This is a genomic window from Geminicoccus roseus DSM 18922 (assembly GCF_000427665.1).
GTDB classification, from domain to species: Bacteria; Pseudomonadota; Alphaproteobacteria; order Geminicoccales; family Geminicoccaceae; genus Geminicoccus; species Geminicoccus roseus.
The window spans coordinates 3,488,154-3,500,265 of sequence record NZ_KE386572.1; the positions used below are offsets into that span (position 1 = coordinate 3,488,154).

The window sequence follows — 12,112 nt, forward strand, 5'->3', positions numbered from 1 at the left end:
CGGATCACTGCCGGCGCCCCCGGCCCTTCGACCAGGGCGGCCGCTTCTTGGTCCAGGTCGGCGGCAGCGGGGGGAGATCGCCGTCGTAGGCGGGCACTTCGTAGCGCGGGATGAAGTCGGAAGCCGCGTCGGCCCGGATCGCCGGCGCCAGCACGACGGCGGCGGCGGCGCCCACCCCGACCTGCAGCGCCGTGCGCCTCGTGACGGTCGGCGCTGCGTGCGGGGAAGGTTCGAGAGAGGTAGCCATCGATGGTTCCCCAATATGAACGAATCGATGCTCATGTGCTCTTCAGCACACAGATCGTCATCGTGAATAATGGTGACGGGATGTGATGAAGATATTGATGTGCTTCATGCGGCTTGTTGGTCAAGACGAATAATGTGGCGCGATTTATACTTCTATGTTGGAATCTATATTCCGATAAATCACAAGTATGTACGTAGGCGCCTCAAAGAACGCATGATAATGCCGTCATAGTCGTTCCGCATTCCCGGCCGGGGTCTTGCGCGCGGTGGCCGCGCCGATCCCTTCCCCGATCCATGCAACCAGAAGACGTGGATCATCCTGTCGGGCTGCAACTGATGGTGCGGCCGGATGCCGGCAGGTTGCCCGCTGCGGATGCCGCGAAACCATGCGGAAGATGACGGGTCCGGCAGTGCAACTTCTAGTTTGTCAGAACTGCAGGATGACCAGCAGGCCGGTCAGGGTGGCGATGCCCAGCAGGTGGCTGGCGAACACAACCAGGGCGACCGGTCGCTCCAGCACGTTGTAGCGCTGCGCCAGGACGAACACGCTGGCGGCGGTGGGCAGGGCCGCGGTGATCAGGGTCGGCTCCACCAGGCGCGGCGGCAGCGGGATGAACTGCAGGATCACGAACACCAGGAGAGGGAGGACCAGCAGCTTCGCACCGATCATCCCGGCCGCCATGCCGTAGTCGCGGCGCAGGCCGAGTCCGCCGGTGAGCGTGGCGCCCAGGGCGAACAAGGCGCCCGGGCCGGCGGCGGGGCCCAGGATCGAGAGAAAGCCCACCAGGGTCGCGGGCAGCTCCAGGTCCAGGGCCGCCACGACGAAGCCGGCCAAGACCGCCAGGATCAGCGGGTTGCTGGCTAGGCCCCGGGCGACCCCCAGGATCCCGGTCCGGCGGTCGCCGCCGCCGGATTCGATCAGGATCACGGTCAGGGTCTGCATCACGATCGAATCGAGGGCGGTCGCGATCACCGCGGGCAGGGCCTGGTCCGTGCCATAGGCCGCCAGCAGGAGCGGCACGCCCATGTAGCCGACATTGCCCCAGGAGGCGCCGATCGCCACGATGGCGCTCTCCGCCCGGGTGCGGCGCAGGCCCCAACGCATGGCGAGGAACACGGCGGCGTAGAGGAACAGGGTCCCGCCCTCGTAGACCAGGTAGAAGGACGGGTCGGACAGGCGCTCGAACGGGCTCTCCGAGACCTTCCAGAACAGGAGCGCCGGCAGCGCGAACCAGAACACGAACGCGTTCAGGCCGCGCACGCCGCTTTCGTCCAGGATCTTCAGGTGGCGGGCGAGGTAGCCGCACAGCAGCACCGCGAAGAACGGGATGGCGACCCCGGCGATCATCTCCATGGCGAAGGCTCCGTCGCCGGCGGTGGGTGATCAGGGGCGGGCTGGGTCAAAGAAGGTCGCAGAGCGGGGCGATCAGCGGCAGGTCGGCCTCGGGCATCGCCAGCTCGCGCAGGCGCTGCGGGCGGACCCAGCGCAAAGCCTGGGCCTCCTTGCCGACCGGGTCTCCCTGCCAGCGCCGGCAGACGAACAGCGGCATCAGCAGGTGGAAGCGCTCATAGGCATGCGAGGCGAAGGTGAGGGGGGCCAGGCAGCTCGCATGGGTGGAGATGCCGAGCTCCTCCTCCAGCTCGCGGATCAGCGCCGCCTCGGGCGTCTCGCCCGGGTGCAGCTTGCCGCCCGGGAACTCCCACAGGCCCGCCATCGGCTTGCCCTCCGGCCGCTGGGCGACCAGGACGCGTCCATCGGGATCGACCAGGGCGCAGGCGACCACCAGGACGATCGGGCGCTCGGAGGGGGGAGAAGTCGGGTTCTGGGTCAACGGCCGCACAAACGAAAGGGAAACGGTCAGGAACGGTAGCTGCCGTTGATGTCGATGTAGCCGTGGGTCAGGTCACAGGTCCAGACGCTGGCATGGCCGGGCCCTGCGCCGACGGTGACGTCGATCCGCACGTCGCGGCCCTGCAGGTGCGCGGTGACCGGCGCCTCGTCCAGATCGGCCACGGCACCGCCATCCTTGGCGACCGCGATGCCGCCGAACGCGATGGTGAGGGCCCCGACATCGACCGGCTGGCCGGCCTTGCCGACCGCCATGGCGACCCGGCCCCAGTTGGCGTCCTCGCCGGCGACCGCGGTCTTCACCAGGGGCGAGTTGGCGATCGACATGGCGATGGCGCGGGCGGCGCGGTCGTCGGCAGCACCGGCGACGCTGACGGTGATCAGCTTCTGGGCGCCCTCGCCGTCCTTGGCCACCTGGATCGCGAGATCGGTGCAAAGCTCGGTCAGGGCTTCGGCGAACGGGCCGGCCGGCTCGGCGACCGCCGGGTTGCCGGCCTTGCCGGTGGCGAAGCAGAGCAGGGTGTCGGAGGTGGAGGTGTCGCTGTCCACCGTCACGCAGTTGAACGAGCGGTCGGCGGCGGCTGCCAGCATCGCCTGCAGCGCCTTGGCGTCGACTGCGGCGTCGGTGAACAGAAAGGCCAGCATGGTCGCCATGTTCGGCGCGATCATGCCTGAGCCCTTGGCGATGCCGGCGATGGTCACGGTGCGGCCGTCCAGGGTCAGGGTGCGGACGGCGGCCTTGGGGAACGTGTCGGTGGTGACGATGGTATGCGCGGCGGCGGCCATCCCGGCGGGATCCAGCCGGCCGGCCAGCTCCGGCAGGTGCCGGGCGATCAGCTCCACGTTCAGGCGCTGGCCGATCACCCCGGTCGAGGCGACATAGACGTCCTCGGCGGCGCAGCCGATCGCCTCTGCCGCCGCTTGAGCCTCGCGGCGCACGGCGGCGTCGCCCTCCGCACCACGGAAGACGTTGGCGTTGCCGGCGTTGACCACCAGGGCGCGGGCGCTGCCGCGGGGCAGGACCTGGCGGCACCAGGTGACCGGGTGGCCGCAGACCGCGTTCTGGGTGAACACGCCCGCGACCGTGGTGCCGGGGTCGAACACCGCCAGCAGCAGGTCCGGGCGGTTCTTGTAGCGCATCCCGGTCTCGGCGGTGGCGAAGCGGACGCCGGCCAGCTCGGGAAGATCGGGCAGGCGTTCGGGCGCCAGCGGCGAGACGGGATGGCTCATCGATCTCTTCTCGATGTCGGGAGGAAGACTACTCGGCGGGGGCGGCGTCGCCGTCGGCCGGAGCCGCGTCGCCGTCGGCCGCATCGGTGGCCGGCGCCGGGGTCGAGCCGTCCGGATTGAACTTCTCGATGGTCACGCCGTCCCGGGCATCGGCCACGGTCTGCTCGATCGCCTCGCGCGCGTTCTCCTGGAAGATCTGCTCGCGCATCTCGTCCATGGTCGGCTCGCGGGTGCGCTTATCCTCGACCTTGATCACGTGGTAGCCGAACTGCGACTTGATCGGCTCCTGCGAGTAGCTGCCGGGCTCCATGGTGAAGGCGGCGGCGCTGAACTCCGGGACCATCTTGTCGCGGGTGAACCAGCCGAGATCGCCGCCCTGCTGGGCGCTGCCCGGATCCTTGGAGGCTTCCTTGGCGATCTCGTCGAAGGATTCGCCTTTCTCCAGGCGATCGATGATCGCTTCGGCGGCCTCGGGCGTCTCGACCAGGATGTGGGCGGCCTTGACCTCCTCCAGGGCGAAGCCTTCCTGCACCTTGGCCTCGTCATAGGCCTCCTGCAGCGCTTCCGGCGTGGTCGCCTCGTCGACCGCGCGGCGCAGCAGCTCGTCGCGCAGGATGCCCTGCTGGGCCTCCTCGACCCGGGCCTGCACCGCCGGCTCCTCGGCGACGCCGTCCTCGGTGGCCTTGGCCGCCAGCAGGCGGGTGTCGATCACCCGGTTGAGCAGCGGCTCGAAGACCATCTCGAGCGGCATGTTGCGGTACTGCTCGGGCAGGCTTTCCTGGAAGCGGACCACGTCGGACCGGTGGATCTCCGCGCCGTCGACCGTCGCGACAACGGGATCGCCTTCCGGCGTGGCGGCCTGGTTCTCGACAGGGGCCGTTTCGGCCGGGGCTGGCACCGTTTCCTGGGCCTGGACCAGGGAGGTCGTGGCCAGAAGGATGGAGACGCCGAATACCGCTAGACGCACCGATGGTGCTCCTCTCTTGTCTGATCGCCGCCAGGGTCCGCTCGTTGCCGATGGACCCCGGGGCTTGGCGCGAAGGACAGGTGCCATCACTGGCGTACTTGCACAAGCGCGGTCGCGTTGACACCTTTGGTGGGAGGGCGTAGCTCACCGACCCTGGTCGGGCGAGCCTGTGCCCGGTCCACTCTTTGGCGGGATTTCCCAGCGGCATGTTCGGCGCCATCGCAAGGCGGCTCTTCGGGTCGCACAACGACCGCATGGTCAAGAGCCTCAAGAAAAACGTCGACGCTATCAATGCGCTGGAACCGCAGATGGTGGCGCTGTCCGACGATCAACTGAAGGCCAGGACGGCCGAATTCAAGGGGCGGCTGGCCCAGGGCGAGACCCTCGACGACCTGCTGATCGAGGCGTTCGCCACCGTGCGGGAGGCGGCCAAGCGCACGCTCGGGCAGCGGCATTACGACGTGCAGCTGATCGGCGGCATGGTGCTGCACCAGGGCCGGATCGCCGAGATGCGCACCGGCGAGGGCAAGACCCTGGTCTCCACCCTGGCGGCCTATCTGAACGCCTTGACCGGCGAGGGCGTCCACGTCGTCACCGTCAACGACTACCTGGCAAGGCGCGATGCGAACTGGATGGGCCAGGTCCACCGCTTCCTCGGGCTGACCGTGGGCGTGGTGGTGCCGCAGACGCCGGAACAGGCCAGGCGCGAGGCCTATGCCTGCGACATCACCTACGCCACCAACAACGAGCTCGGCTTCGACTACCTGCGCGATAACATGAAGCACAGCTTCGAATCGCTGGTGCAGCGCGGGCACGGCTTCGCGATCGTCGACGAGGTGGATTCGATCCTGGTGGATGAGGCGCGCACGCCGCTGATCATCAGCGGCCCGTCCGACGACAGTTCCGAGTTGTACCGCGCGGTCGACGCGCTGATGCCGCAGCTGGTCGAGGGCGACTGGGAGAAGGACGAGAAGCAGCGCTCGGTCTCGCTGACCGAGCAGGGCCAGGAGCACATCCAGCAGCTGTTCGACCAGGCCGGCCTGCTCAAGGCGCCCGACCTGTACGACATCGAGAACGTCTCGCTGGTGCACCACACCAACCAGGCGCTGCGGGCCCATCACCTGTTCACCCGCGACAACGAATATGTCGTCAAGGACGGCAAGATCGTGATCGTCGACGAGTTCACCGGCCGGATGATGGAAGGGCGGCGCTACTCCGAGGGCCTGCACCAGGCGATCGAGGCGAAGGAGAAGGTCGCGATCCAGCCGGAGAACCAGACCCTCGCCTCGATCACCTTCCAGAACTATTTCCGCCTCTACTCCAAGCTGTCGGGCATGACCGGCACGGCCGCCACCGAGGCCTCCGAGTTCGCCGAGATCTACAAGCTCGAGGTCGTGGAGATCCCGACCCACCGCAAGATGATCCGCAAGGACGAGGACGACGAGGTCTACCGTTCGGCGCGGGAGAAGTACGAGGCGATCGTCCAGGAGATCGAGGCTTCCTACGCGAAGAAGCAGCCGATCCTGGTCGGCACGGTCTCGATCGAGAAGTCGGAGATGCTGTCCGACGAGTTGAAGAAGAAGGGCGTCCCGCACCAGGTGCTGAACGCCCGCTACCACGAGCAGGAAGCCAACATCGTCGCCCAGGCCGGGCGGCTGGGCGCCGTCACCATCGCCACCAACATGGCCGGCCGCGGCACCGACATCCAGCTGGGCGGCAATGCCGACATGCGGATCCTCCACGAGCTGGGAGCCGATCCGGACCCGGCGGCGGTGGCGAAGATCCGCCAGGAGGTCGAGAGCGAGCAGGTCCAGGTCAAGGAGGTCGGCGGCCTCTACGTGCTTGGCACCGAGCGCCACGAGAGCCGGCGGATCGACAACCAGCTGCGCGGCCGCTCCGGCCGCCAGGGCGACCCCGGCCGCTCCAAGTTCTACCTGTCGCTGGACGACGACCTGATGCGGATCTTCGGGTCCGAGCGGATCGACGGCATGCTGCAGAAGCTGGGGCTCCAGGAGGGCGAGGCGATCGTCCATCCCTGGATCAACAAGGCCCTGGAGAAGGCGCAGCAGAAGGTCGAGGCGCGCAACTTCGAGATCCGCAAGCAGCTCCTCAAGTTCGACGATGTCATGAATGACCAGCGCAAGGTCATCTATGAGCAGCGCCTGGAGCTGATGCAGTCCGAGGACGTCGCCGACACCATCGCCGACATGCGCGAGCAGACCGTCCAGGAGATCGTGCGCAAGCACATCCCGGAGAAGGCCTACCCGGAGCAGTGGGACACCGAGGGGCTGCAGGCCGACGTCCAGCGCTACCTGGCCCTCGACCTGCCGGTGCAGGACTGGGCCAAGGAAGAGGGCATCGCCGACGAGGAGATCATCAAGCGCCTGAACGAGGCGGCCGACGCGCACTATGCGGCCAAGGTCGAGCAGTACGGGCCGGAGATGATGCGCCAGGCCGAGAAGAGCCTGCTGCTGCAGGTCCTGGACCATGTCTGGAAGGAGCACCTGCTTCATCTGGATCATCTGCGCCAGGGCATCTACCTGCGCGGCTACGGCCAGAAGGATCCCCTGAACGAGTACAAGCGGGAAGCCTTCAACCTGTTCGACGGGCTGCTCTCCGAGCTGCGCCAGATGGTGACGCAGGTGATGATGCAGCTCCAGGTGCGCATGCCGGAGCCGGTCCAGGGCTTCGGCCCGGAGGAGCCGCCGCGTCCGGGGCCGCGCATGGCCGGCGGTGCCGGCGGCGCGGCGCTGGCGGCGACCCCGGCCATGGCGATGGCCATGGCGGCGGACGGGCAGGGCGCCCAGGCGGCCAGCCCGGTCGATCCGGCCGATCCCTCGACCTGGGGACGGGTCGGGCGCAATGCGCCTTGCCCGTGCGGTTCCGGCAAGAAGTACAAGGCCTGCCACGGCGTGCTGGTCTGATCCTCCCGCGGGGCTGACGGCCTGCCGCCCGGCTTGAGCCGGCCGGCAGGGTCCGCCCGGCCGACGCCTGGGCGGTGGACGTGTCGCAGATCCTTTTCGATCATCTCGTGCCGGTCTATGCGCTCGTGCTGCTCGGGCGCGTGCTGGCCGGCTTCCGGGTGGTGGTGGACCAGCAGGTCCAGGGCATCTCCCGCTTCGTGTTCGACGTGGCGATCCCGGTCATGCTCGCCCGGGAGATGCTGACCGTCGACCTGCCCGCCCAGATCGAGTGGCGGCTGATCTTCGTTTATTTCGGCTGCGCCTTCGTGATCTTCGGGCTGGCCGCCTTCTCGGCCCGGCGCCTGTTCGATGCCCGCGAGGCCAAGCCCGCGATCTTCGGGATCACCTCGTCGTTCGGCAACGTCCTGGTGCTGTCGGTGCCGATCACGCTCGGCATCTACGGCGAGGCCGCGGCGGTGCCGCTGTTCCTGCTGATCGCCTTCCACAGCGCCACGCTGTTCACCCTGACCACCGTGGTCGCCGAGCTCGGCATCGGCGCCAGCGGCGAACTGCGCAAGCTGCCCAAGGTGGTGGTCATGAACCTGATCACCAACCCGATCCTGGTCGGTTTGGCGGTGGGGGTGCTGCTGCGCTACTCGCCGATCCCGATCCCCGCCGCGGTGGACCGCACCGCGGTCCTGCTGGGCCAGTCGGCCATGCCGATGGCGCTGTTCGCGCTCGGCGCCAATCTCGCGCGGTTCAAGCTGGGCTCGCTCTGGCGCGAAGCCTTTGTCTTGTGCCTGTTCAAGAACGTGGCGTTTCCGCTCCTGGTGTTCGTGGTGACGACCTGGGTCGTGCCGCTGGATCCAATCGGGCGCGCGGTCGCCATCGTGACGTCGGCGATGCCGGCGGGGATCAACGCTTATCTTTTCTCGGTGCGCTACAACAGCGCCGTCGGCGAGACCAGCGCCACGATTGTTGCTTCCACCATTGTGACTTTTCCGATCCTGGCGTGGCTCCTGCCTTTGCTACGGTAACATGACCCATTTGCAATGAGGCGACCTCTTCTCGACCACAGCGGTGTTGCCGTACGATGAGAACTAGGCAATGCATCTGGAGGCCTCGGCAAGAAGCCCTCAGGTGAAACGCTGCCAAGCGTCGACGTGAGGGGAAGCGCGATGACGCATCGTCAAGCAGCACGGCCGTGCGTGGAAGCCGAAGCCCCGCGCATGGCCTACGGCACTATCTACACCCCCTGGGATGCCCGGGCGGAAAGGGTCGAGCGGCGCGCCGCCTTCTGGACTGATGGCCCGAGCCAGCGCCGTCGACCAGGGCTGCTGGGACGGCTGGAATACATGACCGTCTTCGGCAGCGCTTGAACCATCTTTTCCGGTGGCCATTTCCTGTCGGCATCGCGCTGCCTGGAAGGAAACCGGATGTTCCGCCTCTCCTCGCTCTGGAAGAAGTCCGCGAGCAGGGCAGACTGGGTGCCGGGTCGCCCGCATCCGATCACCGAACCCGGCCGGCACGCGGTATCGGATCGGCCGCTGGCGGTGCCCTGGCCCGACGGGTTCCGGAGCTTGCTGGTGGGGATGGGCTGCTTCTGGGGTGCCGAGCGCCTGTTCTGGCAGATCCCGGGCGTCTGGGTCACCGCGGCCGGCTTTGCCGGGGGCTCCACGCCGAACCCGACCTATTACGAGGTCTGCAGCGAGGGCACCGGCCATGCCGAGGTCGTGCTGGTGGTCTACGATCCGTCGGTCGTGACGCTGCGGCGCCTCCTGAAGACCTTCTTCGAGGAGCACGACCCGACCCAGGGCATGCGCCAGGGCAACGACGTTGGGACCCAGTACCGCTCCTGCCTCTTCCTGGCCGAGCAAGAGGACCGAAGGATCGCCGAGGAGGTGCGCGCCGCCTACCAGGCCAGGCTCGCCGGGCGCGGCCTTGGCCCGGTCACCACGACCATCGGCGGCGAAGTGCCGTTCTTCCATGCCGAGGACGAGCACCAGCAATACCTGGCCAAGAAGCCCTGGGGCTATTGCGGCCTGGCAGGCACCGGCGTCGCCTGCCCGGTGGGCACCGGCGAAGCCTCCGCCTGAGGCGTCCGGGGCCGCTCAGACCAGGGGGTTCGGCCCGGTGAACAGGTCGCCCAGGGCCAGCCGGGCGCGATGGCGCTGCCGACGGCGCAGGATGTTGGCCGGCCGGTCGTGGCGCAGGTGGCAGCGCTGGCACAAGGCCTTGAGGTTGGCGCCCACCGAGTTGCCGGGGTCCTGGTCCAGATGGGCGGTGCCCAGCCAGATCCGCCGCTGCCGCTGGCTGGACCAGGCGACGATGTCCGGCCAGTCCACCGGCTCGCCCCGGTCGTCCCGCCACTGTCCGGACAACTCGTCGAACCAGCGGCCGTCCGCCAGCTGGCAGATCAGCCGGCCGTGCGGGCGGCCGCAGGTCTCGCAGCGGCCCTTGGCCCGGCCGAAGCGGATCTGCCGGCTGATGATCGGCCAGTCGATCGGGTAGAAATAGCGGCGCTCGGGGCGGATCGGCACGGGCGGTGTCTCCAGGTCGGATCCGGCCTAGACGATTTTCCAGGCGGCCGGAACGGGTTCCCTTGCCGGGACAGGCGGCGGCCGTGCCGGCCCTGCTGCCCGCCCCACCGGCGCAAGAGCGTGTCCGTGCGCCAGGATCCTCAAGAGGAAGTTGCTGCTGCGGCCGTGGCAGCGAGAGCAACAAGATCCACGCCCCCATAAATCAACTGTTTCTGAAGCTGTATAATATCTGTTATCTAATACATGCGAATATTCGTCGAAATATTTTTCCTTCTCGCTTCAATGTGATGGAACGAGCGGCATCCGATGAAGTTGATGCTGCATGTCCAAGACGACGACCACTCCCCAAGAGCTCAAAGTCGAGCTGTTCGAAGAACATGCCCAGGTCACCAAGCGCATGGTGGAACTTGGGCGTGTTCTTGTCGAAACGACCGTCGAGACGCGGCAGCAGGTCGTCGAGGCCCTGCTGCGACACGATGAAGTCGGCGTGCAGCGCGTGCTGATCGATCAGCCTGTCGAGACCATGCCCCAGATCCGCGAAGAGGACGGGGTGCTGATCGTCCCGGTCGTGGAAGAGCGGCTCGTCGTCCACACCCAGCTCGTTCTCAAAGAAGAGCTTCGGATCACCAAGACAACAGGCGAGCAGCTCGTTCGCCAGACGGTACCGCTCCGTTCCGAGCACGCGACCGTCACCCGGCTGGAGGCATCCTCTCCGGCCGATCCCTCTGAAAGCGAAGCATCATGAACACGATCACTGCTCTCTATGACACACGCGGAGCGGCCGAGGCCGCGCAGGACGGGCTGATCAGCATCGGGGTGCAGGCCCGCGACATCTCGGTTCGCGGCGCGGACTCCACGGCTGCCGGTGCCGGTCCGGAGGTCGAGGACAAGGGCTTCTGGGCCAGCCTGGGCGACCTCTTCATGCCCGACGAGGACCGCTCCACCTATTCCGAGGGCCTACGGCGTGGCGGCTATCTTCTGACCGCCACTGTCCAGGAGGATCTGGGGGCGGAAGTCGAGGAGGTCCTCGAGAGGTCGGATCCCGTCGACCTGGACGAGCGCAGCGAGAGCTGGCGCCAGGAAGGCTGGACCGGCAGCACCGGCCCAGCCTCTGCCGCTCCTGTTGGCAGCGCCGCCGCCGGCTTCGGCACCGGCGCCAGCACCTCCGGCGACCATCATGACGACCAGACCATCCAGGTGGTCGACGAGGAGGTCCGGGTCGGCAAGCGCCAGGTCGGCGGCGGCAATGTCCGGGTCCGCACCTATGTCACCGAGCGTCCGGTCGAGGCGCAGGTCGACCTTCATTCCGAGCGCGTGACCATCGAGCGCCGGCCGGTCGACCGGGAGGTGGCGCCGGGCGTGGCGGCCTTCCAGGAACGCACGATCGAGGCGGTCGAGCGGGGCGAGGAAGCGGTGGTCGAGAAGGTCGCCCGGGTGAAGGAGGAAATCGGCCTGCACAAGCAGACCGATACCCGCACCGAAACCGTGCGCGATACCGTCCGGGAAACCGAGATCGAGATCGAGGACGACCGGGCACCCTCCGGCGCCCGTCCTGGCCACTGAGGGTTGAGGGGAGGCCGCGTCTGCGCGGCCGACCTCCTTCCGGATGCTCGTCTTCGCCCATAGGGTGGCGTCTCCTGGCTACCCCGATGGACGGAGACCGACATGCAGGCGACATGGGCAAGGGCGGCGATGCTGGCCGGCACGATCGGCGCCGGCATCCTGTCGGCGCCCCTGGCGCTGGCCGAAGGCCGGATGAGGGAGATCGGCAACCTTCGCGACCGGAGGTTCTGCGAGATCCGGGTGGCGATCGCGGTGCCAGCCGCGGAGCGCCTGTACAGCACGGTCGGGCTGGGCGACTGTTCCCCGGCGGCGGCCGAAGCGATCAGGCCCGAGCAGGCGGCGTCCCGCTTAGGCGGCGAAGCCGCCACGGTCGACGGACCTCGCCACTACCTGATTGACTGGCTGCAGTCGCGGGGGCTGGACCAGCCTGCGGTTGACGTGCAGGGTGTCCCGATGCGGCCGGTGGCGGAGCGTGCGGGCGCCGGACCGGCCGAGGCGGCCGCCTATGTCCCGCACCGGATTCCGGTTCCCGGCACCTACATCTATGCCGCCGGCGAGACCGTCTACGAGCTGATGGGCGATTCCCGCGTCTACGTGATGGCGAGCTACAGCCAGGCGGTCGATCCCGACCTGTCGGCCGAGGACCTGGCCGGGCTCGGGGAGCGGCTGAAGCTGCCGGAGGGGTGGAGGTTCCGGGTCCGCACGCTCGACCAGGACCTGAGCCTGGTCAGCGGCGACAAGGGGGCCAGCGTCGTGGTCGACGAACTGGGCAACCGGTATCGCCGCTTCGAGCTCAGCTTCCAGCCGACCTGAG

13 protein-coding genes are annotated in these 12,112 nt (G+C 68.0%); 7 read left to right on the forward strand and 6 right to left on the reverse strand.

Going from position 1 to position 12,112, the window contains the following annotated elements:
- Nucleotides 1–4 precede the first annotated feature (4 nt).
- The 5 genes from GEMRO_RS34320 to GEMRO_RS30260 all read right to left on the reverse strand — a co-directional run bounded on the left by GEMRO_RS34320 (nt 5) and on the right by GEMRO_RS30260 (nt 4,292).
- Nucleotides 5–247, reverse strand: a complete 243-nt coding sequence (locus tag GEMRO_RS34320) for a hypothetical protein (protein WP_157505625.1) — start codon at nt 245–247, stop codon at nt 5–7.
- Nucleotides 248–673: 426 nt separating this feature from the next.
- Nucleotides 674–1,600 (reverse strand): AEC family transporter, encoded by a 927-nt coding sequence (locus GEMRO_RS0117430; protein WP_027135035.1) that lies wholly within the window; start codon nt 1,598–1,600, stop codon nt 674–676.
- Between the two features lie 46 nt (nt 1,601–1,646).
- The gene (locus GEMRO_RS0117435) at nt 1,647–2,078 is read right to left on the reverse strand and encodes a (deoxy)nucleoside triphosphate pyrophosphohydrolase (protein ID WP_035485518.1); all 432 of its coding nucleotides are present in this window, start codon (nt 2,076–2,078) and stop codon (nt 1,647–1,649) included.
- 26 nt (nt 2,079–2,104) lie between these two features.
- Nucleotides 2,105–3,325, reverse strand: a complete 1,221-nt coding sequence (gene argJ, locus GEMRO_RS0117440; RefSeq protein ID WP_027135037.1) for a bifunctional glutamate N-acetyltransferase/amino-acid acetyltransferase ArgJ — start codon at nt 3,323–3,325, stop codon at nt 2,105–2,107.
- 28 nt (nt 3,326–3,353) lie between these two features.
- Nucleotides 3,354–4,292: a peptidylprolyl isomerase gene (locus GEMRO_RS30260; RefSeq protein ID WP_035485521.1), complete on the reverse strand. Its 939-nt coding sequence runs from the start codon at nt 4,290–4,292 to the stop codon at nt 3,354–3,356.
- Between the two features lie 206 nt (nt 4,293–4,498).
- Between GEMRO_RS30260 and secA the strand changes: the two genes are divergently transcribed.
- The 4 genes from secA (at nt 4,499) to msrA (ending at nt 9,291) form a co-directional block, all read left to right on the forward strand.
- On the forward strand, nt 4,499–7,216 hold the full coding sequence (secA, locus tag GEMRO_RS0117450; RefSeq protein ID WP_027135038.1) for a preprotein translocase subunit SecA: 2,718 nt from the start codon (nt 4,499–4,501) through the stop codon (nt 7,214–7,216).
- 80 nt (nt 7,217–7,296) lie between these two features.
- A complete protein-coding gene (locus GEMRO_RS0117455; RefSeq protein ID WP_169728407.1) occupies nt 7,297–8,232 on the forward strand; it encodes an AEC family transporter in 936 nt (311 codons plus the stop codon).
- A 141-nt stretch (nt 8,233–8,373) separates the two neighbouring features.
- The gene (locus GEMRO_RS34325) at nt 8,374–8,574 is read left to right on the forward strand and encodes a hypothetical protein (protein ID WP_205625014.1); all 201 of its coding nucleotides are present in this window, start codon (nt 8,374–8,376) and stop codon (nt 8,572–8,574) included.
- Nucleotides 8,575–8,631: 57 nt separating this feature from the next.
- Complete coding sequence (gene msrA / locus GEMRO_RS0117465) at nt 8,632–9,291, forward strand: peptide-methionine (S)-S-oxide reductase MsrA (protein WP_027135040.1); 660 nt, start codon at nt 8,632–8,634, stop codon at nt 9,289–9,291.
- A gap of 15 nt (nt 9,292–9,306) precedes the next feature.
- Here the strand turns inward: msrA and GEMRO_RS35350 are convergent, their stop codons facing one another.
- Nucleotides 9,307–9,735 (reverse strand): hypothetical protein, encoded by a 429-nt coding sequence (locus GEMRO_RS35350; RefSeq protein ID WP_027135041.1) that lies wholly within the window; start codon nt 9,733–9,735, stop codon nt 9,307–9,309.
- Nucleotides 9,736–10,057: 322 nt separating this feature from the next.
- On the opposite strand from GEMRO_RS35350, the gene GEMRO_RS30265 reads away from it, so the two are divergent.
- The 3 genes from GEMRO_RS30265 (at nt 10,058) to GEMRO_RS32810 (ending at nt 12,111) form a co-directional block, all read left to right on the forward strand.
- Nucleotides 10,058–10,480: a YsnF/AvaK domain-containing protein gene (locus GEMRO_RS30265; protein WP_051329182.1), complete on the forward strand. Its 423-nt coding sequence runs from the start codon at nt 10,058–10,060 to the stop codon at nt 10,478–10,480.
- On the forward strand, nt 10,477–11,298 hold the full coding sequence (locus GEMRO_RS0117480) for a YsnF/AvaK domain-containing protein (RefSeq protein WP_035485524.1): 822 nt from the start codon (nt 10,477–10,479) through the stop codon (nt 11,296–11,298). The genes GEMRO_RS30265 and GEMRO_RS0117480 overlap by 4 nt, the downstream gene beginning before the upstream one ends.
- 102 nt (nt 11,299–11,400) lie before the next feature.
- A complete protein-coding gene (locus tag GEMRO_RS32810; RefSeq protein ID WP_157505628.1) occupies nt 11,401–12,111 on the forward strand; it encodes a hypothetical protein in 711 nt (236 codons plus the stop codon).
- The last annotated feature ends 1 nt before the right edge of the window (nt 12,112 follow it).